Source organism: Gemmatimonas sp. (assembly GCF_021298855.1).
Taxonomy (GTDB): Bacteria; Gemmatimonadota; Gemmatimonadetes; order Gemmatimonadales; family Gemmatimonadaceae; genus Gemmatimonas.
The window spans coordinates 1-22,477 of the sequence record NZ_JAJTHI010000028.1 but is presented as its reverse complement, the minus strand read 5'-3'; the positions used below and the strand labels follow the sequence as shown (position 1 = coordinate 22,477).

Annotated in this window: 21 protein-coding genes and 1 pseudogene; 10 read left to right on the top strand and 12 right to left on the bottom strand. The window is 67.3% G+C overall.

All coding sequences use genetic code 11. From position 1 onward, the window contains the following. Window positions 1–166: 166 nt before the first annotated feature. The gene (locus LW840_RS10055; protein WP_291276929.1) at window positions 167–2,089 is read right to left on the bottom strand and encodes an oligopeptide transporter, OPT family; all 1,923 of its coding nucleotides are present in this window, start codon (window positions 2,087–2,089) and stop codon (window positions 167–169) included. Between the two features lie 218 nt (window positions 2,090–2,307). Here LW840_RS10055 and LW840_RS10050 point away from each other — a divergent pair, with 218 nt between their 5' ends. From LW840_RS10050 to LW840_RS10035, 4 genes are all read left to right on the top strand, one after another. After that, the gene (locus LW840_RS10050; RefSeq protein WP_291276928.1) at window positions 2,308–4,068 is read left to right on the top strand and encodes a PQQ-dependent sugar dehydrogenase; all 1,761 of its coding nucleotides are present in this window, start codon (window positions 2,308–2,310) and stop codon (window positions 4,066–4,068) included. Window positions 4,069–4,314: 246 nt separating this feature from the next. Beyond that, the gene (locus tag LW840_RS10045) at window positions 4,315–5,544 is read left to right on the top strand and encodes a S41 family peptidase (RefSeq protein ID WP_291276927.1); all 1,230 of its coding nucleotides are present in this window, start codon (window positions 4,315–4,317) and stop codon (window positions 5,542–5,544) included. Window positions 5,545–5,585: 41 nt separating this feature from the next. Next, window positions 5,586–6,137, top strand: coding sequence for an alpha/beta hydrolase-fold protein (locus LW840_RS10040; RefSeq protein ID WP_291276926.1), 552 nt, complete (start codon window positions 5,586–5,588; stop codon window positions 6,135–6,137). A gap of 70 nt (window positions 6,138–6,207) precedes the next feature. Next, window positions 6,208–6,768, top strand: coding sequence for a cation-translocating P-type ATPase C-terminal domain-containing protein (locus tag LW840_RS10035; protein ID WP_291276925.1), 561 nt, complete (start codon window positions 6,208–6,210; stop codon window positions 6,766–6,768). A gap of 128 nt (window positions 6,769–6,896) precedes the next feature. On the opposite strand, the gene LW840_RS10030 is transcribed toward LW840_RS10035, so the two are convergent. Further along, window positions 6,897–7,070 (bottom strand): hypothetical protein, encoded by a 174-nt coding sequence (locus LW840_RS10030; RefSeq protein ID WP_291267434.1) that lies wholly within the window; start codon window positions 7,068–7,070, stop codon window positions 6,897–6,899. Window positions 7,071–7,332: 262 nt separating this feature from the next. Here LW840_RS10030 and LW840_RS10025 point away from each other — a divergent pair, with 262 nt between their 5' ends. After that, entirely contained in the window at window positions 7,333–7,725 is a 393-nt protein-coding gene (locus LW840_RS10025; RefSeq protein ID WP_291276924.1) for a cupin domain-containing protein, read from the top strand. Window positions 7,726–7,779: 54 nt separating this feature from the next. Here the strand turns inward: LW840_RS10025 and LW840_RS10020 are convergent, their stop codons facing one another. The 4 genes and pseudogenes from LW840_RS10020 to LW840_RS10005 form a co-directional block, all read right to left on the bottom strand. Then, window positions 7,780–8,460, bottom strand: coding sequence for an ABC transporter ATP-binding protein (locus LW840_RS10020; RefSeq protein WP_345780903.1), 681 nt, complete (start codon window positions 8,458–8,460; stop codon window positions 7,780–7,782). 19 nt (window positions 8,461–8,479) lie between these two features. Then, window positions 8,480–9,709, bottom strand: coding sequence for an FtsX-like permease family protein (locus tag LW840_RS10015; protein WP_291267431.1), 1,230 nt, complete (start codon window positions 9,707–9,709; stop codon window positions 8,480–8,482). Beyond that, window positions 9,706–10,839 (bottom strand): efflux RND transporter periplasmic adaptor subunit, encoded by a 1,134-nt coding sequence (locus LW840_RS10010; protein WP_291267430.1) that lies wholly within the window; start codon window positions 10,837–10,839, stop codon window positions 9,706–9,708. Before LW840_RS10010 ends, LW840_RS10015 begins: the two co-directional genes overlap by 4 nt. 718 nt (window positions 10,840–11,557) lie before the next feature. Further along, window positions 11,558–11,920 (bottom strand): annotated as a pseudogene (locus tag LW840_RS10005) (glutamate 5-kinase); the annotation flags it as partial. Window positions 11,921–12,103: 183 nt separating this feature from the next. Here LW840_RS10005 and LW840_RS10000 point away from each other — a divergent pair. Beyond that, window positions 12,104–12,823, top strand: a complete 720-nt coding sequence (locus tag LW840_RS10000) for a tellurite resistance TerB family protein (protein ID WP_291267428.1) — start codon at window positions 12,104–12,106, stop codon at window positions 12,821–12,823. After that, window positions 12,820–13,557: an NAD(P)H-binding protein gene (locus LW840_RS09995; protein ID WP_291276922.1), complete on the top strand. Its 738-nt coding sequence runs from the start codon at window positions 12,820–12,822 to the stop codon at window positions 13,555–13,557. The genes LW840_RS10000 and LW840_RS09995 overlap by 4 nt, the downstream gene beginning before the upstream one ends. Before the next feature lie 60 nt (window positions 13,558–13,617). Here the strand turns inward: LW840_RS09995 and LW840_RS09990 are convergent, their stop codons facing one another. The 3 genes from LW840_RS09990 to LW840_RS09980 form a co-directional block, all read right to left on the bottom strand. Further along, the gene (locus LW840_RS09990) at window positions 13,618–14,055 is read right to left on the bottom strand and encodes a CBS domain-containing protein (RefSeq protein WP_291267426.1); all 438 of its coding nucleotides are present in this window, start codon (window positions 14,053–14,055) and stop codon (window positions 13,618–13,620) included. A 157-nt stretch (window positions 14,056–14,212) separates the two neighbouring features. After that, window positions 14,213–14,950 carry a PEP-CTERM sorting domain-containing protein gene (locus LW840_RS09985; RefSeq protein WP_291276921.1) on the bottom strand — a complete coding sequence of 246 codons (738 nt, stop codon included), beginning with the start codon at window positions 14,948–14,950 and terminating at the stop codon, window positions 14,213–14,215. A 261-nt stretch (window positions 14,951–15,211) separates the two neighbouring features. Further along, window positions 15,212–15,787, bottom strand: coding sequence for an acyl-CoA thioesterase (locus tag LW840_RS09980; protein WP_291263670.1), 576 nt, complete (start codon window positions 15,785–15,787; stop codon window positions 15,212–15,214). A 113-nt stretch (window positions 15,788–15,900) separates the two neighbouring features. On the opposite strand from LW840_RS09980, the gene LW840_RS09975 reads away from it, so the two are divergent. Then, complete coding sequence (locus LW840_RS09975; RefSeq protein WP_291268790.1) at window positions 15,901–17,019, top strand: serine hydrolase domain-containing protein; 1,119 nt, start codon at window positions 15,901–15,903, stop codon at window positions 17,017–17,019. Here LW840_RS09975 and LW840_RS09970 read toward each other — a convergent pair. Continuing rightward, window positions 17,016–17,894: a BamA/TamA family outer membrane protein gene (locus LW840_RS09970; RefSeq protein WP_291276920.1), complete on the bottom strand. Its 879-nt coding sequence runs from the start codon at window positions 17,892–17,894 to the stop codon at window positions 17,016–17,018. The two genes, LW840_RS09975 and LW840_RS09970, sit on opposite strands and share 4 nt — an antisense overlap. A 237-nt stretch (window positions 17,895–18,131) precedes the next feature. After that, window positions 18,132–18,953 carry an alpha/beta fold hydrolase gene (locus LW840_RS09965; protein ID WP_291276919.1) on the bottom strand — a complete coding sequence of 274 codons (822 nt, stop codon included), beginning with the start codon at window positions 18,951–18,953 and terminating at the stop codon, window positions 18,132–18,134. Window positions 18,954–18,991: 38 nt separating this feature from the next. Here LW840_RS09965 and LW840_RS09960 point away from each other — a divergent pair, with 38 nt between their 5' ends. Next, window positions 18,992–19,648, top strand: a complete 657-nt coding sequence (locus LW840_RS09960) for a hypothetical protein (RefSeq protein ID WP_291276918.1) — start codon at window positions 18,992–18,994, stop codon at window positions 19,646–19,648. Between the two features lie 117 nt (window positions 19,649–19,765). Further along, window positions 19,766–21,376: an ABC-F family ATP-binding cassette domain-containing protein gene (locus tag LW840_RS09955; protein WP_291263675.1), complete on the top strand. Its 1,611-nt coding sequence runs from the start codon at window positions 19,766–19,768 to the stop codon at window positions 21,374–21,376. 7 nt (window positions 21,377–21,383) lie between these two features. Here LW840_RS09955 and LW840_RS09950 read toward each other — a convergent pair whose 3' ends face one another. Next, on the bottom strand, window positions 21,384–22,262 hold the full coding sequence (locus tag LW840_RS09950) for a sulfite exporter TauE/SafE family protein (RefSeq protein WP_291273768.1): 879 nt from the start codon (window positions 22,260–22,262) through the stop codon (window positions 21,384–21,386). Between the last annotated feature and the right edge of the window lie 215 nt (window positions 22,263–22,477).

Here is a 22,477-nt window from a genome sequence, read left to right as displayed (position 1 = left end):
TCGACCGGCTTGTAGCGGGCCATGACAGATCTCGACGAGGGACGAAAGAGACCGCAGTTTTCCTGTGAGGCCAACGGCTCGACGCCCGGAGAGTTCCGTTTCCACATTCGTCGCGCGGGACTTTTCCTACAGCCTCGTTAGACGATCGGCGGGCGCACGCACCCCATCACCGACTCGCCCGCCGCGTAAGCCGATAAATCCACCACACCAGCCCGGCGAACATGGCGAGCCCGCCCCAGAGCGCGATCGGCTCGAAGCCCGCGCCCACCACCGCCAGCGGCGCATCCTTGCCGGTGGCCGCCACGATGCCAGCGAAGGCCACGCCGAACAGACTCTCGCCCACGATCAACCCGGTCGCCGCCAGCACGCCGAAGCGCTTCGCGGTTTCCGGATCCGGCTGGCGCTCCGCCCACGCGTCGTAGCGCGTGCCGATTACCGAGCCCACCACAATCAGGAGCGTGAGCGACATGGGCAGGTACACGCCCATCCCCACGCCAAGAGGCGGCAGGCGCAGCTTGCGGGCGCGACCGAGCAGTTCGTCGATCGCGATGATCACCACTCCGATCACCGCGCCAAGCCCCAGCAACGGCCATTCGAGATCGCCGCCGAGCACCCCCTTGGCGAGCGCAGAGATGAGCAGGGCCTGCGGCGCCGCGAGCGCCTGTTCACGCGCGCCCGGGGCACCGGCAAAGCCGAAGGCGTTGTTGAGCAGGTCGAGCACGCCCGGAATGGCGAGGCTGCCGAACCCTACGCCAATCACCAGCGCCACCTGCTGTCGCCACGGCGTGGCGCCGACCACCTGGCCGGTCTTGAGGTCCTGCAGGTTGTCGTTGGAGATGGTCGCAATGCCGAACACGATCGCGGTGGCGAACAGCGCGTACGCCACCATTGCTTCGGTGGTGGTCACGTCGCTGCCGCGGCCGATGAACGCCAGCATCATGAGTGACACGCCCACCACCGCGAGAATGCCCACGCCGGAGATGGGACTGTTCGACGCCCCAATAAGCCCCGCCATGTAGCCACACACCGAGGCAATGACGACGCCGGCCAGCAGGATGTACACCACCGTGGTGGCGATCAGCACGCCGCTGTGCACCGCCAGCGGCCCGCCGGCGATGAACTGCCAGAGCAGGAACGCGATGGGAATCATCGTCACAAGAATCACCAGCGCGACCTGCTTGATGGGAAGGTCGCGCTCGGCGAGCGGCAGCGTCTCGCCACTGCCACGCGCGGCATTCGCCGCCAACGCCGAGCGGATGCCGCTGATGATGGGGCCGATGATCTTGAGCAGCGTCCAGATGGCGGCGACGCCGATGGTGCCGGCACCAATGAAGCGGGCCTTCGCCCGGAACACCCCGTTCGCGATGGCCACCACGTCGTCACCCGCGACGCCCTGGCTGAAGTACGGCACGAGGCCCAGCCACGTGATCACGATGCCGGTGAGCATCGCCATGCCCACCGACAGCCCCACGAGATGGCCCACGCCCAGCAACGCGTAGCTGAGCGAGGTGGCGGCACCGGTGGCCCCCGCGCCGACTCTGATGTACTTCGCGATCTCGCCGACCATCAGCTTCATCGCGATCAGTAGCGAGATGCCGGCCGATGCGAGCGACGTGACGATGATGGTGCGCAGCCCCTGCTGGTTCTCCGCCGCGCCACTCCCCTCCGCCGATCCGATGCGCAGCACCTCGGCGGCGGCCATGCCTTCGGGATATGGCAGGTCAGAGCCGGTCACCAGCGCGCGGCGCAGCGGCACCGAGAACATCACGCCAAGAATACCCCCCGTGGCGCACACCGCGGCGGTGGTGACGAACGGGAAGCCCTGCCAGTAGCCAAGAATCACCAGCCCCGGCAACACGAAGATGATGGCCGAGAGCGTACCCGCCGCCGACGCGATCGTCTGGACGATGTTGTTCTCGAGGATGGTGCCGCCGCGCAGGAGGCGGAGGATGGCCATCGAGATCACCGCCGCCGGGATGGAGGTGGCGAAGGTGAGGCCGACCTTGAGGCCGAGGTAGACGTTCGCGGCGGTGAAAAGGAGGGTGAGGAGTCCGCCGAGGATGACCGACCGCAGGGTGAGTTCTCGCATGTCGGCAATAATGCGGGGCGGGCAGTGTGCCGGCTACCGGCGGCCACGCGGTTCGTGAGAATGGGCGGAATGGTCAGCGCCACCGTTACATGGCAGAAGCCGGTACGCCGAAAGTGTGAGCGGCAGCACCGTCACCGGACCTCCTCCTCGGTAGTCTGGGGTGGAGGCACGTGTACATTGGTGATGACTTCCCCTGAAGCATTTCGAGACTTCGACGAATGCGAACCCTACGATTGATTGCGGCGGGACTGCTGGCCGGGGCTGCGGCCTGCGGCGACCTTGCCCCCGAGGCCGCCGGTGTGCCGGTGGCGACGGCGGTACACGCGGGCCATCAGCAGCAGGCAACGGTCGGGACCGCGGTGGCGGTGCCGCCCTCGGTGCGCGTGACGGATGCCGCGGGACGCGGCGTGCGCGGGCTGAGCGTGACCTTCGTCGTTATCTCGGGCGACGGTTCGGTGCGCGACCCGGCGACGGTCACCAACGATTCGGGGGTGGCACGGGTCGGTGGCTGGACGCTCGGGCCCGCGGTTGGCACCCATACGCTCGCCGCGCGTTTCTCCGGGTTGCCGGAGGTGACATTCGTGGCCACCGCCACCGCACCCGTAGGGCAGGGGTCGCTGACGCCGGTCGCGGCGTCGGACAACCAGTCGGCGGGGGCGGGGGCCGCGGTGCCCAATGCGCCGGCGGTCGTGGTGCGCAATGCGGCCGGCGCCCTGCAGTCGGGGGTCACCGTCACGTTCGCCGTGACGTCGGGCGGCGGATCGCTGGCGGCCACCAGCGGCGTCTCGAACGCGCAGGGGGTGGCGACGGCCGGCGCCTGGCGGCTGGGCAGTGCGCCGGGGCGCAACACCGTGTCGGCGTCCGCCCCCGGGTACGTGGCTGCCTCACTCGCCGCGACGGCGGTCGACGCCACGGCGCCGGTGCTCGATCGCACCGTGATCGTCTCGGGCCTCGAAGTGCCGTGGGATATTGCCTTCGCGCCCGATGGCGCAATGCTCTTCACCGAACGCCCGGGTCGCGTGCGCGTGGTACCGCCGGGTGGCGGCGCGCCGCGCACGCTTGCACAGCCGAGCGACGTTGCGGCGGCCGGGCAGAGCGGGATGCTCGGCCTCGCGATCGACCCGCAGTTCGCGACGAACCGCCACGTGTACACCTTCCAGTCGTTCCGGGCCCCCACGGGCGCGCGAGACAACCGCGTTGTGCGCTGGACGGTGGACGCGGGCTGGACGACGCTGAGCAACCGCACGGACATCGTGACCGGCATTCCCTGGGGGAACGGGGGCGCGCACTCGGGCGGGCGCATTCGCTTCGGCACCGACGGCCACCTCTACGTCACCACTGGCGACAACCGGATTGGTCCCATCCCGCAGGACCTGCAGGGGTTGGGGTCGAAGGTGCTGCGCGTAACGCGCGACGGCGCGGGGGCACCGGGCAACGGCACGTTCCCGCGGCCGGCGGACTCCCGCATCTTCGCCTACGGTTTCCGCAACCCGCAGGGGCTCGCCGTGCGCGGCAACGGCCAGGTGTTCACGTGTGAGCACGGGCCGGTGCATCGGGATGAGGTCACGCTGATCGCGGCCGGTGGCAACGGTGGCTGGGATCCGATGAATCCGGGCGATCCGACGTACCGCGGCTACGAAGGGCAGTGGCCGATGTCCGACTCGATCAAGTTCCCGGCCGTACTGCGTCCGACGTGGACGACGGGGAGTGTCTCCGAGGGGATGTCGGGGTGTGGTTTCGTGACCGGAACGGCGTGGCGCGCATGGGACGGGGCGCTGGTCGTGGGGCTGCTTGCGGGGCGCCGGGTGCAGGTACTGCGGCTGTCGGCCGATGGGCGCTCGGTGTTGCTGGCGGCTCGGGCGCTGGAGTTCGGGGATCGCATTCGCGCCGTGACGCAGGGGCCGGATGGAGCGCTCTATGTGGCGACGGATGGGAAGTCGGGTGGCGACGAGATCTGGCGGGTGGCACCGCGACCGTGATCATGGGATCCACCGTCGCTCCACGTTAGGCATAGGCATATCCTACGGCCACACACCCCTGCCAGCAGCGCGGCCTCTTCTGGTTCTGGCCGCGCCACGAATCCCACATGGCTTGACGGCGCGCGGTTTCCGGGTGACGATCGTCAGGTGCTGGTTGCTGTGCCGGTGTGGCTCCCGTCGTGCTCACCTCTCCGTCCCTTCGTGCTGACCATGCGCCCGAATCCCGGTTCGCCTCATCGTTCCGCCATGGCGCTCCGCCTCGCCATCGGCCTGAGCGTGGCGTTGCTCAGCGCCTGCGGGGACTCGCCAGTCGGTCCCGAACCGCCGCGCGTGGTACGCAGCACTCTGGACACGCTCACACCGCGCGGGTACGTGGCGATCGCGGTCGACTCCATGCGAGGGCGCTCCGTCAACACGGCACGCGTGAACTGGACCGATTTCCGCAGCCGCTATCTCGCACGGGCGGCCACGGTGCCTACGCTGCGGGACACGTACACGATCATCACATCCGCGCTGCGCGAACTCGATCCGCACAGCAGCATTTCGCCCCCCAATCAGCTGCCCGGCTCCTCCGACGCGCCGACTGATCGCCCGGACCAGCGTGTGAACGGGCGCATGATCACGCCGCGCCTGGGCTACGTGTGGATTCCCGGCTTCATCGGTCGTAGCCAGTCGGGACGGGTGGATACCACGCACGCGCTGTTGCGCGAACTCGACGCCAACCGCCCCTGCGGGTGGATCGTGGACCTGCGGCACAACAGCGGCGGCTTCGTGTTCGCCCTCATGGCGAGCGTGGGTCCGCTGTGGAACACCGACAACGGTTTCGCGGGCGGGCTGCAGTACAGCGGCACGTATCGCGAGTTCTGGTACTATCGCGACCGCGGGAACAATGGGGTCTTCGGCCTCAGCAACCTGCGCGATTCGGCGGAGTTGGTGGTGCCCAACCCGTTCCGCCCCACCCGACGCGGGCTGCCGGTGGCGGTGCTGATCGGCAGTTCACAGGTGACCTTGCCCGACGGCCGTGTCGCGCGTTCCGTGACGGCCAGCGCGGCCGAGGCCATCACGTTGGCCTTTCGGGGTGGCCCACCGTCGCGCGTGTTTGGACTCCCCAGCATTGGCGTGGCCAGCGGGCGCGACTTCTTCTTCATGCCCGATTCGGCGCGCGTGGACATCACCGATTCGTACATGTTCGCGCGTGACGGATTCACACCGGGCGACCGGCCAATAGCGCCGGATCAGGAGGTGGCGGGAGGGATCGCGCGTACCATCACGGGCGACGCCGCCGACCCCACCGTGGCCGCGGCGATCACGTGGCTTCAGGCCCGCAACGAATGCACCGGTGTTCCCGCAGCCCCGCAGCAAGCCGGCGGCGCCCGGTCGGTCCTCGACCGACTGCGGGCAGCGCCGCCCGCCGCCGACGATCGTCGGCGACCGAAGGGGCCGGACTTGGTGTTTCGTCGCGGGGGGACGCCGTAGGGTCCCGTCGAACACACCCGCGAGTTGGCGGCCTCCGGTTCATGCGCACACGCCCGCCTGCCTGCCTGCCCTTTTCGTTCGCATCGCTGGCTCGCAGGGAGCCTCTTGGCGCTGGTGGCTACCATGCTTACGATCGGACCGCAGGGCGTGTCGCCGAGACCATCGACCGCCTCGATCGCATGAACGCGGTGAGTGAGATCATCGTGGTGGGAATCGTACCGGCCGATCGCATGCGAGACTACTCCCACCCTGGGTACGAGGCGTACGGCCGCGGCATCGTGCAGCAGCTCAAGCCGCGCATCGACACCCGGGTGCGCCGCTGCACCGGCCCGCGCCACACCGCCGTGATGGGGTCGTCGCTTGGCGGCGTGTCCGCGCTCTACGTGGCGTGGCAGTACCCCGAGCTGTTCGGCATGGCCGGGTGCCTCTCGAGTACATTGGGCGTGATGGACGATCTGTTCGCGCGTATCGCCGTGGAACCGAGGCGCGATATCGCGGTGTACCTCGACAGTGGATGGCCACGGGACAACTTCGACACCACCCACGCCATGCGGGACCTGTTGATTGCGCGCGGGTCGTACGCAGAGTCGTGATCCACTCCGGCAAGACGCGTGACACCACCACTCAAGCACTGGCATCTTCTCTCGGCGTCGGAGGTCACCGATGCGCTGGCAGCGAGCGCAACGTACGGGCGTTCGACCGCTGAAGCGCAGGCCCGATTGGCGCAGCGCGGCCCCAAAGAACTGGTCGAGAGTGGAGCCGGCGGAGCGTAACGTGATGCGGCGGCCTCCTCACTCACCGCAGTCGGGGATCTTCAGCGATGGCATGGGCTGGCAGGTCGCATGGACCGGTCTCTTCATCGGCCTGGTGACGGTGGTACTTGGCTTCGCCTACCACGAAACCAACCCTGGTGGCCCGTGGCAGACGCTGATGTTCACCACACTCGCAATCATGCAGGTGTTCCAGGCACTCGGCACGCGCTCGAACCGCGAGTCCCTCGTCACGACCGGCCTTGCCAGCAATCCCGTCATGCTCGGTACCATCGCCCTGATCATCGTGCTGCAGGTCATCGCGGTGTATGCGCCGGTGCTGTCCACGACGGTGCTGCAGGTGCAGCCGCTTGGCGCACGCGAGTGGCTCCTGGTGTTCGGTGCGGGTGGCGCGATGTTGCTCAGTACGGAATGCGAGAAGTGGTGGCAGAGGCGGCAAGGACAAGCAGTGTGAGGGGGTTGTGCGAATGCTGGTACGCATGCTGATGCGATGCGTGACGACGGCGTGCGCTGTCTCCCGGTCTCCTGCGTTGGGGTGCAGCAAGACGCCTGACGTGAGCGCCCCACCTGCCGTAGAAGTGCTCAGCGCCCATCCTCGCCCGTTACCGCCGGTTCGTCGGGATTGTCATCCTCGACACGCGACCACCACGTGGCGCTCGACGCCCGCCGCCGTCTCCGACGGCGCATTTCCTCGCGGGTAATGAGCACTGCCGCCAGCAGCGCCACGACGATGACGATAACGGTTGCGGTCAACACGAGGGGAAGCGAAGGGAGTGCATGGAAAGAATCTATGGCGAGGCGGCAACCGTTCCCGCCACCCCGTGGTCGCCTTCAGCAGTGCGAGCACTGCCCTGTCCAGTGCCTGGTGTCTCCTCTGTCTTGGCGCGCCTTTTGCTCATAGCACGGTGAGCAATCGCCTCGTTACGACCTCGCCGCGGCCACCGAGCGCCGCTGGTGCAGCCTCAGCCGTGGCGAAGCGATTCGTGACTCTCCCGCCGTCAACACCAGGAGCAATCGCATGCATGGGTTCGTACGGAACATTGAAACCACCGCCGTCATGAATGAGGAATTTCGGCGGGTGCTGTATACGGCGACGCATTGCCAACTAGTGGTCATGGCGTTGAAGCCCACCGAAGAGATCGGCACGGAAGTGCATACGCTGGATCAGTTCTTTCGTGTGGAGCAGGGAACAGGCGAAGCGATGATCGATGGTGTGCGGTCTGCAATTCAGGCTGGCTTTGCGGTCATTGTCCCCGCCGGGGCCAAACACAACATCATCAACACCGGTTCGGTCCCGCTCAAGCTCTACACCATCTACGCGCCTCCCAATCACCGGGACGGCGTGACGCACCATACGCGCGCCGACGCCGAGGCCGACACCGAGCACTTTGACGGCCACACGACGGAATGATGGGGTGTGCACCGCGGCCCGTGCCGAGATACCGAAGCGGCCGGGCCACGCGTGTCAGCGATTTGCCCTCACGATCTGCCCGTCCACGACTTCAATGATGCGATCGCAGCGACGCGCGAGGGCATTGTTGTGGGTGACGATCAGGAAGGTGGTATGGTGCTCACGGTTGGCCTGCCGCATGAGCGCGAAGACGGCCTCGGCCGATTTCGTGTCGAGGTTGCCGGTGGGCTCATCAGCCAGCACCAACGCCGGGTTCAGGGCAAGGGCACGCGCCATGGCCACGCGCTGTTGCTGACCACCTGACAAGTTATTGGCCAGATTGTGCTCCCATGCCTCGAGGCCCATCTGGACCAGCAGGGCATGCGCACGGGCGCGCATCTCCGCTGCAGGGAGGTGTCGCTCGATGAGCATGGGCATCATCACGTTTTCGAGCGCGGTAAACGCCGACAGCAGATGGTGATGCTGGAACACGAAGCCGATCGCTTCGCTGCGTAGCCGGGTGAGGGCACGGTCGTCCAGGGTGCGGGTTTCCTGCCCGTGAATGAACAGGCTCCCGGAGGTTGGGCGATCCAGGAGTCCGATGATGTTGATCAGCGTGCTCTTCCCTGATCCCGATGGGCCAATGAGTGCCGCAAACTCACCGGCCTCGAGCGTCAGGTCGATGCCGTGCAGCACCTCCACCTCGGCAGGCTGGCCCACATTGTAGCACTTGGTCACCCCATCAAGCTGGACGATCGGGCCGGTGCGCGCGCTGTCAGCCACGGATGGCCACCACGGGGTCGAGTCGCGACGCGTTGAGAGCCGGAACCGAGGCTGCCAACACGCCGGTGACCGTCGCCAGCAGCACCGTCAGGAGCAGCAGCACCGGTTCCACCGAGAAGGGAAACAGTTCGCCGCCGTCGGGAAGACGGACCAGGTCATGGAAGAGCTTGAGCGCACCGCTCCCTACGGCCGCCCCCACCAACGCGCCCAGCAGGCCGAGCAGTGCCCCCTGCAGCAGGAATACGCCGAGCACCTGACGTTGGGAGGTGCCCATGGCCCGGAGGATGCCAATCTCCTGGGACCGCTGAATTACGGTCACACTGAGCACGCTGGCGATGCCGAAGGCCACCGACAGCGCCACGAAGAGCTCGATGGTGACGAACGACATCTCCTGCGCACTCAGGGTGCTGAAAAGCTGCGCGTTCGTGCTGATCCAGCTGTCGGCCTGCATTCCCGTGGCCGCGGCGAGTTGTACGGCCACCGAGTCGGCGGCAAAGAGATCGCGGACCGTGATGTCGATGGAGGTCACGCCGCCGGCGAGATTGGCCAACGTCTGTGCCGTCCTGAGGGCCACGAACGTGGACCGCTGGTTGGCGCCCTTGTTGCCCAGGTCGAAAATGCCACTCACCGTAAGCCGGCGCGTGGTATTGCCTGCCGTGGTAATGCTCAGTTTGTCTGCCACGGAGAGCCCAAGTTCGCGCGCGAGCTCGCTGCCAATGATGATTTCCTCGGTGGACAGCCGGGGCTCACCGCTGACGAGGTAGTCGGGGAGCCGGACGATCCGGAAGTACACCGCCGGCTCGATCCCCGTAATGGTGATCGAACGACTGGCGTCGCCACGAAGGGCCAGCGCGGACGTGGATACCGTTGGCGTGACGTTGGTGACCTCGGAGTAGCTCTTCACCTCGCTCACGATGGTCTGCCACTGATCGATGGACCGCTGCCGCTGCACGGGGCGCTGGATCACGGGGGCTTGCACGACCGCGGCCGTACTGACCCGCAGCGGACGAGGCAACTCCTCGGGCGGGAGAATCTGGATGTGCGCCTGTGCCGTCAGGGTGCGCGTGACGAAGTTGGCTTGCAGCGAGGCGAGCATCGCGGACATGAACACGATCACGCCTACGCCAATGGCGATGCCGGTCATGATGAACAGCGTCTGGGCGCGCCCTTGTCGCAGGAAACGCAGCGCGACGATCCACTCGAAAGGCGCCCAACGGCTCATTGGGTGGCCGACCGGGGGACACGTGCGGCCGTAGCAGCGGCGGTCGCCTGCACACGAAGGCGATGTCCGTCCTCAACCGAGTCAGCCGAGCGCGGCACGATCAAGTCGCCTTCGGAGACCCCCGAAAGAATCTCGGCCTTGCTGCCGCTCACAAGGCCGACCTGAACCGGGCGTTTCCGGGCGCGCCCATCGCTGGCCGTCAGTACCCACGCGTTGGGGGTGTCCAGTTCATGAATGTCCGCCGTGGGTACAATGAGGGTGTGCGGACGAATCGCCGCCTCGATATCCACGGTGACCGTCATGTCCTGCCGCAGGTACGCAGGCGGTGTGGGAACGCGCAGCTTCACCTCTACCGATGCACGAAGGCGGTCCACGGCCGGATTGATATAGTGCACCCGCGCGGGAAACGTCTCCGTCGGATAGGCATCCACGGACGCCATGGCGGACTGTCCCACGGCGACGAGTCCGAGGTTGCGCTCGTCGATGCGCACCACAATATCGACATCGCCCACCGGCGAAAGGACCATGAGTTCCTTGCCGGGCTGTACGACATCGCCCGCCTCGATCGTCCGGCCTATGAGCACGCCGGCTCGCGGCGCCGTGACCACCAGGTAGCCCGCGCGCGCTCGAACCGCCTCGAGGTTGGCCTGCGCCTGCGCGAGCTGCGCTTCGGCCAGCACATAGTCGCTCCCGCCGGCACTGTTCGCAGCCACCTGCAGCTCTGCCGACCTGACGCGGGCACGGGCGACTTCGAGAGTGGCCAGCGCGGCATCGCGTGATGCCGGTGAATCGAACCCGAGTGCGGCCAGGTTGCGATCGTACTTCTGTTGCTCATTGCGCAAGACCGTCGTGGCTTCGGCGAGAGAAAGACGGGCCAACGGCAGTGTGGTCACCTGCACCTGTCGGAGCTTCGCCACTGCCTGGGCCAGCTGCCCCTCGGCCTGTACGGCGAGCGCACGGGCTTCGCGCGCGTCGAGCAGCAGGAGTGTATCGCCGGCGCGTACCCGCTGCCCTTGCGCCACCGGGATACGCATGACCACCCCCGTGACCTGGCTGCTGACAGAAACCCGGAACGGAGTCTCGACATGTCCACTGGCCACGAGCGTCTGCACCAGGTCGGCGCGGAGCACGGGGGTGACCGTGACTCGTGGACCCAGCAGTAAGGGGCGTCCAATACCCCAGGCCAACACAACGATGCCGATGGCCACCGCGACGAGCCAGCGCCAACGGGTACGTCTGGGTGCGCGGCGGTGGCGCACGCTGGTGACGCGCCCGGACACCGCCAGTGCTTCCGCACGTGGCAGGCTCGGCGCGGACGGAGCAGACTTGGCCGTGGGTGGCTCCGCGGCGGACGCCGGAGGCGGCACGGGGAGTGCCTCGCCATCCGGATCAGGCGAAGGCATGACAGACAGTGTCGCGCCGGAGAAGGCGCCTGCTCAGCATGGTACACTCACGGAGATGGCGACGAGCGTGCGTGAGGGGACTGGTCTCGGCCAGTGCTGCGGCGCGGGGCTCTGTCCGGACTCGATGAATAGCCGCCTGATCATCTACGGAAACATACCGCATGCCCGGTGCCAACAGCCAACGAACCAGCCTCAGGCAATGGCGCCCGCTGCAGCCCGCGTGCCGCTGACGACCGACCGCCGATGACACCCAGCCTGCGGAACAGCCGCGCCGGATCGATGCCCGGCTAGTGCCGAGTCTGACCGCTCCCGGTAATCACCCACTTGGCGCAGGTGAGCTCCTCGGCGCCCATGGGGCCGCGCGCATGCAGCTTGTCGCTGCTGATGCCGAGATGATGGGGAGCGCACCGGCCTCCTGCAGCGCCTCGAGGGCGAGTCGCAGGTTGAGATAGCGCCGACGATCCTGGAGGTCGCCGTGCGTGAGCAGCACCTGGGCGGCGTGCACCCCGTGCGGCTGCAGCAGGTCGATGTACTGCTGCATGAGGTGACTCTGCCCCACCGCGGCCGCGGCCTGGAGCTGCGGGATGGTGGTAGGGCGTCCGGCATAGCCCAGTCGTGGCCAGCCGAGCCCGATGGCACCGGAGGACACGAGCAGCACCGAGCATCCAGCAGCGCGTGCGCGCAGCAGTTCCTCGAGCCGGCGCCCGAGGCGCTCCCGGTCGATTTCATGGGCGTTGGCGAGCAGGGCGCGGGTGCCCAGCGTGACGACAATGCGACGGCTGTTGGCGAGGGCGGCGCGGCCAGACATGAGGGGCAGGTGTGAAACGTGCGGAGGAAGACGCGGGTAGAGATGCACAACGCCCAACGGAAGAACAACGTGTTCCCGGTGGCTGTTCGTTCGGCGCCGGACTGGTCGTCGTGTCTGCCGCGCCCTAGCTTCGGCCGTGAGGCCCCTGTCTCACGCCCTACACCCTTACTCGCCTCCCATCTCATGATCGACGCGAACAAGCTGCTCGCCCAGTTCCTCGGCGCCAACGCCACCGGGTCGCTCCGTCAGGCGGGTGGCGCGGCAAAACAGCAGCTCGACGCTCTGGGGTTGGGCGGGTTTGGCGGCGGGGCCGCCGTGGGAGGGCTGTTGGGCCTCATGCTTGGCGGCAAGAAACTGAAGAAGATGGCCAAGGGGACGGTGGGCTATGGCGGTGCGGCGATTGCCGGCGCGCTGGCCTACAAGGCCTATCAGAACTGGCAGCAGGGGAAGGCCGCCGCCACGGCGCCTGTCGCCACATCGGCCGATGCGGGGCAGGTGGTGCGGGAGTTCGCGGTGGATGCCAATCCTGCCGCTGATGGGCGGCCGTTTCAGCTGGCGCTCATTCAAGCGATGATCGCCGCCGCCAACGCCGATGGGCATATCGATGCCACCGAACAGCGGGCGCTCTTCGAGCAGGTCGAGAAGCTGGGGCTCGACGCGGAGAGCAAGGCGTTCGTGTTCGATGCGCTGGCACGCCCCGCCGACCTCAAGGCGATTGCGGCGTCGGCGCGCGGCATCGAACAGGCGAGTGAACTGTACCTGGTGTCGCGGCTGGCCATCGATGTGGACCACCCCGCCGAGCGTGCCTATCTCGAGGCGCTGAGTCACACGCTCCACTTGCCGGCTGAGCTGGTGGCGCATCTGGACCGTCAGGCCGAGGGCGAGCCTCGAGGCATCCAGTGAGCACGGGTGCCGGGACGGCGTCACCCCGCAGCGCCATCGTGCTTGGTGCCTCCGGCTCGGTGGGCGGTGCGCTGATGCGGGCGTTGCTGGGCAGTGGGGCGTTCAGTACGGTGGTCACCGTGGGGCGCACGTCTCAGGCCGCACTGCTGGCAGAGGCGAAAGGCGCGCGGGTGGCGTTGCGCGAGGTGCTGGTACCGGTCATGACGCCGGAGCAGCTGCAGCAGGCAACCCGTGACGCGGTCAATGCACTCGACGGCGAGGTGGTGGGGCTGAGCGTGCTGGGCATTGGTGCGGGCACGGCGAAGCTCTCCCTGGCGCAGCATCGTGATGTCGATGTGGCCCTCAACGCCGCCTTCGCGCGCGGATTGGCTGCCTCGGGAAAGGTACGGCACCTCGTGTTCATGTCGGCGGTGGGCGCCAATACCGCCGCTTCCGCGCGCGGGTCGGGGGCCGCGGGGACGTCGCGCTACAATCGCGTGAAGGGAGAGGCCGAAGCGGCGGTACTGGCGAGCGGCATTGCCGTGGTGAGCGTGTTTCGGCCGGCCATGATCATCGGCTCACGGCATACGCCACGGTGGCTGGAAACGCTGCTGCCGCTCTTCTCCTGGGCGACACCCGTGCAGTACCGGTCCATTCGCGTGGAGCAGATTGCTGCGGCCATGGTGGCGGCGGCATGCCACACGCCACCGGCTTCGGCGGTGTACCACTACGGCGAGATGCTGGCGATGGCATGACGCCCGCGGCGCCGCGCCCCCGCGCGGCGCGGTCGGCCGCGGACGATCAGCGGGCTTCGATCAACCGCGCGCGGAGAACATGTATTCGTTCAAGAACCTGATGGTCGTCTCCTGCTCGGCCGCGCGGTGCGCGAGCACATCGCGGCTGCTGATGATGCCGTGCAGCCCCTGGCTGTCGGCCACCAGCAGATGACGGATTTCCCGCGACGTCATGATGGCGCCGCACTCGTCGAGGGTGGTGGCGGGGAGACACGTCACGACCGCCGCGGTCATGACCGCGGATACCGGGGTCGCCGCAGGGTCAACGCCTTGGGCGACGATGCGCCGCAGGACATCGCGCTCCGTGAAGATGCCCAGCACCTCTTCGCCGTTCCTCACGAGTACGGCCCCCAATCCGTTGTCGGCCATGAGGCGTACAGCGTCGAGCACCGACGCCTGCGCGCCAACGGAAACAATCGCGTGTCCCTTGACGTCCAGCAGCGCGGCAACGGTGGTCATGGCGGTCTCCTGGGAGGGCGGGGCGTTGGGTGGCAAGCAGCCGTTGCGGCGTGAGGCCTGCCCCAGCGGTTGATGCTACGCGCCGAGGGGCAATAGTCCAGTCACCGCACTGCCACGTGGGTGCTACCAGCTCCCCATCGCGGCAGCGCCCCCGCGCTTACGCCTGGCGGCGCCGACGCGCCGTGATACCGAGGGTACCCAGCCCGGTGGCCAGCAACAGGAGTGCACCGGGCTCAGGAACGCGCGCGACCGCCACCATGAACTCCTGATTCGGGGTGAGGGACTCGCCGCCCACGATGCGATCAGAGAGCAGGAACCAGTCGTACGTGAGCTGCGAGGCGGTGAGTGTGGTGGGAATGAAGCCGCTTACGTTGAAATAGTTGCTGCTGCCGTAGGCAGTGGACTCGTTCGACATCAGGTTGAGCCCCGCCGGATTGTCGCTGGGGTTGAACGCCGCCGGGTCCATCATCTCCCAGACAGTCCCCTGCACGTTCGTGGCGGTATACCGGCCGGTGGTGGCCGTGTAGTTCGTAACCTGCTCGAACAGCCACGCCGCCCGGAGGTACGCCTGCACCTCGTTCTTGCGAGTCGCGGACAGGTTTCCGGTCAGCGCGCTCAACGTGTAGCTGTCAGTGGTCCCGGTGGCCGGGGCGAAGTGTGCCCAGTCCACGCACCAGATCACGGCATTGGCGAGCGTGAGCGTGCTCCCGAAGGCGAGGTCGGCGCGGTACGGTCCTACCGCACCGGTGAAGCTGCCGCCGTTGAGAGCGCCATTGCTTTGAATGTCACCGCCGAAGGTGAGTGAGCCGTTCACCTGTGCGCCGGCCTGCGAGGGGATCGACGCCGCCAGCAGGATCGCTGCCGAAAAGGTGTGGAGCGCGAGGCGCGTGAACATTGGACGGTTCCGTTCAGAGGGTTCAAAGCCGCCGGCGGTGGCGGGTGTCGACCTCTGCCGTATCACCTTCCGTGCCGGCCGATGGCGGCCGGCCACGTATCTCGCAAAGTGTTGTAGTTCAATGCTTTAAGATATTTCATGGGAATACACTCGCTTCGTCCCCGGTATGGTTGAGTCCGGTTTGTGGCCTTCCTCCCACAGCGACTGCCGGTATGGCTCCACAGCGTCAGGTCGCGTGCCAGCATGGGCGACTCGAGCGGTTCAGCGCGGCGCGGTGCCGTTTCCGTTGGTCTCCAGCAGTTCCCGGTCGCTGGCAAAGAGTGCCGTGACCCACGCCGGCGGGGGCATGGGTTCGGTGGCGCCCAGTGAGTGCAGCAACTGCGGGAGGGCTGCGGGCACGTCGCGCCGCCAAATGAGCGCGCGTGTAATGCCCAAGGCCCGCAACTCACCGCCCTGCTCGAAGCGGTGGATGTGGTAGATCCACTTGTCGTCGTGACCGGCCAGCTCCAGCTCCACCTCGAAGCGCGTCCATACCTTGAGCGGCTTGCGATAGATGAGCTTCTGCGAACCCAAGGTGGGCGCGAGTCCGCGACGCAGGATGGCGTCGAACAGTGCGGAGCGCGCGATCATCTCCCAGCGGATGAAGTCCATGTACATGGGGTACTTCGCCGCCGTCATCACCCGAAACCCGTCGCAATCGAAGAGCCGCACACGAAAAGTGCGCCGAATGGTGGCGTCGAAGCGCACGCGAGGCCGAGTGAAACGCGAGGCGAGCATGCGCCCGATGGTGAACCAGTAGTGCAGCACGTCTGTCCCCGAGGTATAGTAGATGATCACTCGGCGTAAGGTACCGCGCGCGGCGCGTCCGGGAGGATGCGCTCGCGGTGGCCTGTTGCCAGTCATGACGCCGACGACTGCAGCGCACCCGTCCCCCCCTCGCGTTCTCCTTTATGCCCAGTGTCCTGCTCCTGACCGCGCTTCTGCACACCGTGGTACCGCAGCCGCCGGCGGCCATCCCGGCAGACCGCATCGCGCCCGCGCTGCAGCGACTCGCCGACAGCATCGTCGCGGCGCGGCCGCGCCTGCCGGGTCTCATCATTGCCGTGGAGTCACGTGCCCATGGTCGCCGTTGGAGCGTGGCCGCCGGCATGTCGGATACGGCGCGTCGCGTACCGCTGCGCCCCGAGCAGCCGGTGCGCATCGCGAGCAACACCAAGACGTACGTGGCGGCGGCGGTGTTGCGATTGGTCGAGCAGGGGAAGTTGTCGCTGGCGGATCCGCTGGCGACTCACCTGCCACCTGAACTGGACGCGCTGCTTCGAGGCGATGGTTACCGGACCGACGTCATCACGATCGAACAGGTCCTCAGTCATCGCGCGGGATTGCACGAGCATCCGGCGGTGCCGAGCTACGCGGCCAGACTGCGCACGGCCCCCCAGTATCGCTGGACCCGAGAGGAACAGCTGCGGTGGCTCGTGGACAGCCTGGCGCCGGTGGGCCCGCCCGGCGCACAGTTCCGCTATTCCGACTCCGGGTACACCCTGCTGGGCGCCATCGTGGAGCGGCTCACTGGGATGCCGTTGGGCCCGGCGGTGCGTCGCCTCGTGGGCTTCGAGTCGCTCGGCCTGCGCCACACCTGGTGGGAAACACTCGAAGCCGCACCACCCGGCATCGCCGACCGTGCCCACCAGTATCTCAGCGGCTTCGACTCGTATGCCATTGACCCCAGCTTCGATCTGTACGGCGGCGGCGGGATCGCAGCCCCCATGAGCGACGTCGCGCAGTTCCTCACGGCCCTGCTGGATGGTCGCGTGCTTGCGCAGCGGCTCACGCTGGACACCATGCTGGCGCCGCGTAGCACGGAGATGGCGGGCTACGGCCTGGGCATCTACGGCACCGTCGTGCGCGGCGTGCGCGGCTACGGACACAGTGGGTTCTGGGGCACCAGTGCCGTGGTGTTTCCCGAAGCCGGCGTCACGGTGGCCGTGGCCGTCACTGACCAGGCGGAATTCCGCCAGATCACGTCCTTCATTGGGGAGGTGTTGCGGATCTTCGGCGCGGGAAGCTAGAACGCTTCGCCGGCCGTCATGTAGATGCCGCGGCTGCCGGTGCCGAAGCCGCGGTCGAGGCGCACATTCAGGCGATCACCGTTGAGGGCGAATCGCACCCCCAGCCCCCAGGCGCTGCGCACGTCGTCGCGCGACAGGGCATCGGGGGCGGGGCCTACGGCACCTGCGCCCGCAAAGGCCACCGCGCCGACTCGGCGCCACGTCGGCATGCGCAGTTCAGCCTGGGTGGCGAGCGCCGTGCGGTCGCGAAAGCGCCCGGCGAAGTAGCCGCGCAAGAGGCTTGCCCCGCCCAGTGCCGGCAGGTCGTCCACAGGGACGCGTCCCTCGGTGAACACGCCAATTCCCTGCACGGCAAGTACGAGTCCGCGGCCGAGTGGCTGATACCGTCGCGCGTCGAGCGAGACGCGCGTGAACTGGTGTGTGGCGCCCGGCACGCCCAAGGCTCGGCCAATACTGAGCCAGACGGCGGAACCGCGGGTGGGGAAGAAGAACACATCGCGCGTATCCCAGCTGGCAATGACCGTGGCACTGGCGGTGCGCCAACGCTCGCCGTTGGCAAAGGCCGGCGTGGTGAGCAGCGCGGCCAGGGTTCCGCCGTCGGCCATGGTGGTGAGGGCGGCGTCTTCGAGCGCTACGCGCCCGCCCAGGTACAAACCCGGTCGGACGCGGTGCACATAGCTGCTCACGAGTGACGCCGTGCGCGGCGTGCATTGCTCGGCGCTGTCGGCGAGAGCGGCGCGCCCCCCGAAGAACGCATTGGGAAACCGGGAGAACGCGGCGTAGGTGTTGGGGCGCTGGCCAGGGAAACAGCCAGATTGACGCGCATGCAGAGTGCAGGTGAAGCCCAAGGGGTAACGGCGATGGCGCTGTGGCATGAGGCACTGCACAGGCAACGAAGCAGCAGCACGAAATGGTGCCCGAGCGCCCAGCGTGTGTGCGGTGTGCGTGGGAAATCCGCAGGGTGGTGGACGCAGGGCGTGCCTCAGCGACGGCCTGTGGGCAGGGCGGGATACGGCAGCGAGCGAGGTGTTGCCGCTCACGCCACGGACGAGCTGACCAGCGACTCCACGGAGCGCGCGGCCGAGCGTGTCACTCGGTCGAGGACGGTTGGATCACGAGGGGCGGTCGCGTGCGGTCGTTGTGGACTCCCACTCGTGGAGCAGGTGGTCCAGGTCCAGATCGGGAGCCAGAAAGCAGCCATGTCCGTGACCCTCAAGAATGCGGAGGGTCGCGGTGGGGACGCGCGTCACCATGTGGCGTGCTTCGCGCACCGACGGGATGAGGTGATCCTTGTCGGCCGCGAGGAAGAGGGTGGGAACGGTGAGGCGATGCAGCGCGGGGCGGATGTCGTAACGCGTGAGGATGCGAAGGCGATTGCGATAGCCTTCCCTCGTCGTGCCCTTCGTGAGCAGCAGGAAACGCCGAATCTCATCGGCATGCGTATGCGCCGAGTGCAGGCGGGCGGCCGTGAGCATGCGCACCCATTGCATGGTACGCCACGGAATGAGTCGCATCGCTCCCAGGGCAAGGAACAGTTTGGCGCGCGGCGTGATCTTCGTGAAGGAATTGAGGATCACGAGTGCGCGGACGCGCTCCGGATGGGCGATGGCGAACGACATGGCCAGCGCCCCGCCGAACGATTCGCCCACCATGACCACGGGCGTCCGGTCGGGAACGGCCGTCTCGAGGTGCTGGGCCAGATCCGCCACGAGTGCGGCCATATCGCGCGCGTCATCGCGCAGTCGATAGGTGAGCACCCGGAAGCGGTGTTGGAGTACGCGTACCTGCCGATAGAAGAGCAGGCCTGTGCCATCGAGCCCTGGCACATAGATTAATGGGGCACCAGTGCCCGTCGCGTGCAGGCGGGCCGCGGCATCGAGTTCAGTTGATGCCGACTCCAGTGGCGAGGCGTCCAATGACGGATCAACGGGCATGGCGTTGGGTTCGCTTTGTGTGGGCGATCGTTTCGGTCGTGATGCTGGAGACGATGGTGCTGGGGCTTTCGGTGGCCCCCGCGTTGGCCTTCGTGCAGTGGCAAGCTATGCGGCCGCTATCCGCCTGGGCACGTGTGGCGCTGCTCTCCGTGGCGGTGGTTCCGCTGTATCTCCTGTTTGCCGGGCTGCTGGTGATCGCGTCCGCCCTTGCCACCCGCGCGCTGGGTTGGCGGTCGCCCGTGGGCATCACGGCACGCCTGACCGAGTTCGAGTGGCCGGTTCTCACGTGGGGGCGTTACCTGATGACCATCCACGTGGTACGCGTCTTCGCTGGTCCGGCGTTCCGCGCATCGCCCATCTGGAGCTGGTATTTGCGGCTCAATGGCGCGCGCGTCGGGCGACTGGTTTGGGTCAACAGCCTGTCGGTCATGGATCACAACCTGCTGGAATTCGGGGACAATGTGGTCGTCGGGGCGGACGTGCATCTGTCCGGCCACATCGTCGAACGCGGGATGCTGAAGACCGCTCGCGTTACCCTCGGGCCGGGCACGGTTATCGGCACTGGCAGTGTGGTGGGGATCGGCGTGACCACGGGTCCTGACGTGCAGGTCGGCGCGCTCAGTGTGATCCCCAAGCACACCACACTCGAAGGGCATGCATCGTACGCCGGAATACCGGTGCAGCGTCTGCACTGACGGCACCCGGGGGCCAGCTTCCCCCCCACGGCTGCCCATACACGCGAGGCCGCACTTCGGGTCCATGGCATGGTTGGTGTACCTTTCAGCCACACCTGAACCCGCCTCACACCACGCGTGACTCTTCTTTCCTGCTCCAGTATCGGCATTTCGTTCGGTGCCACCGAACTGCTCAAGAACGTCACCTTTACCGTCGGTGAAGGCGAGCGGTGGGGAATCATTGGCCGCAACGGCGCCGGCAAGTCGTCCATCTTCAGTGTCATTACCGGCGACCGGCCGCCCAACGTGGGGGCCGTGGCGCGCAAGCCGGGGATGCGTCACGCGCTGCTCGATCAGCATCGGGCGTTCGAAGGGGCCACCACCGTCTGGCAGGCGGGCGCCGCAGCATGGCGTGAGGTGATCGCGCTCGAGCAGAGCATTGCCGATCAGGCCATGCAGTTGGGCGAGCTGGGGGACAAGGTTACCGACGAGATGCTCGAACGATTCGGGCGCGACCAGGAGCGGTTCGGCGACATGGGCGGATATGAGTACCACGCCCGCGTCGATGCCGTGCTGCAGGGGCTTGGCTTCGACGCCGAGGAATCGAAGACGCGACTGGTGAGCACGCTGTCCGGCGGCGAGCGCGGCCGCGTGGGGCTGGCGGCGCAGCTCATCGCGCCGGCGGACCTGCTCATGCTGGACGAACCCACCAACCATCTCGATCTCGACACCATTCACTGGCTGCAGGAGTGGCTCAAGGAAGCGGGCGAAACGGTCCTGGTCGTTTCGCACGATCGTGCGTTCCTCGATGCGATCTGCTCGCATATCCTGCACATCGAAGCCAAGTCGAGTGAGTGGTACAAGGGCAACTACAGCCAATTCGTGCCGCAGCGCGCCGAACGGCGGCTCACCCGCGAGCGGGAACTCGAGAAGCAGCGCGCGTATGTGAAGAAGGAGGAGGAGTACATCCGCCGGAACATTGCCGGCGTGAACTCCTTCCAGGCCAAGGGCAAGCGCAAGCGCCTGGAGCGGTTGCCGCGGCTGGCGCCGCCGCCCGGTGACCCGGCCGCCATGTCGCTCGAGTTCAAGGTGGCGGAGCGCGGAGGAGATCAGGTCATCGACATCAAGGCACTCCGTGTCGAAGTACCCGGTCGGGTGCTGGTGGAGGACTTCACCGCCGTGCTGCGTCGCAACGATTTCGTGGCGCTGGTAGGACCGAATGGGGCCGGCAAGTCCTCGTTCATCTCCACCATCATGGGGGATCGCGCCCCGGCCAGCGGGGAGGCCCGTGTTGGCAGCTCCATTACCCCCGCGTACTTCAAGCAGGATCTGGGCGACCTGCCGCTCGACCTGAGCATGTACGACGCCATCCAGGCGCAGCGTCCGCTGTGGAGCCGTGGTGCCGTGCAGAACCATCTGGGCGCATTCGGCTTCACGCAGGAAGAGGTGTTTCGCGAGATCCGCTCACTCAGCGGCGGCGAGCGGGCGCGCATGGCCCTGGCCATCATGACCCTGTCCGGGGCCAACTTGCTCGTGCTGGACGAACCCACCAATCACCTCGACGTGGAGAACATCGAGGTGCTCGAGGATGCGCTGGGTGAGTACGAGGGGACGGTGCTCATCGTCAGCCACGACCGCGCGTTTCTGCGCGAGGTGGCCACGCGCGTGTGGTGGTTCGAGGGCGCGACGCTGCACGACTTCGACGGCTCCTTCGTGGAGTGGGAAGAGGATCAGGCGCGTCGGCGGTAAGGCCGTCTCACGTGGTCCGGTCGCGCGAGCGCAGCATGGTCATGGCGGCGTAGAGCACCACCGCAATCACCAGCCAGCGCAGCAGATCGAGGGGCAGCGCCGTCACCAGCAGCGCGGCCACGAGGACGCCGGGAATGCCACCAATGGCGAGGCCAATGGCGGGCTGGTTCACCTGATTGCGGCGCTTCACGAACTCGAGGCAGCCCAGCAACGCCGCGAACGCGCCGCTGCCCATCATGATGGGAAAGGCGGCGCGCGGGTCCATGCCGAGCGCGCTGAGCAGCACGAACGTGGGGCCGTAATTGCCGATACCCAGCATGATGAGGGCGCCCAGCACGAAGTTGATCCCGAGCGCCAGCCAGAGCGACGGCCCGTGCAGCGTGAGGGCGGTGCCGCCCACCGGCATGCGGTTGAGCTGGGCGATGGTCATGAACAGGGCCGCCGAGAGCAGCGCGACCCCCATGCCGATCTGAATGGGGCGGCGCGGCAGGCGTGCGACCACGCCCGCACCAAGCCACCCGCCCACGAGCGCGGTGGCGATCATGAGCACCAGAAAGGTCGGATCGATCTGGATCTGCGAAATGAAGATGAGTGCCTGCGTGACCACCGAGAGCGTGAGCCCCACGATCATGGTGGCGGGCAGCCGCTCATCGGGCACCATGCGCAGCGCCTTGAAGGCCGCGGTGGTGGTGGCCAGGGATCCGATCCCCAGAGTGTCGAAGAAGTTCACCACGAACCCGATGAGCAGCTGAACCGGTGTGGGCCACAGGCGCTCCTCGCGGTCGCGATCGATGGAACGCCACCACCGCCACAGAAAGAGCACGGCGAGCGCCATGATGGCAGCAAGCAGCAGGGTACGGATCTCGGTGGTGGCAGTGTCAGGCATGCCGGGAAGCTACCGTGCCACCCTCCTGCTCGCTGGGGGAATGCCGCGCGGAAGGGCTTACCGGCGTGACGTGCGCGAGCCCGGCGTCGCGTCGGCACGCTGCGTGTCCACGGTTCCTGGGAGGGCGGGGTCGGAGCTGGGGTCGGAGCTGGGGTCAGAGCTGGGGTCAGCGCTGGGGTCAGAGATGGGGTCAGCGCTGGGGTCAGAGCTGGGGT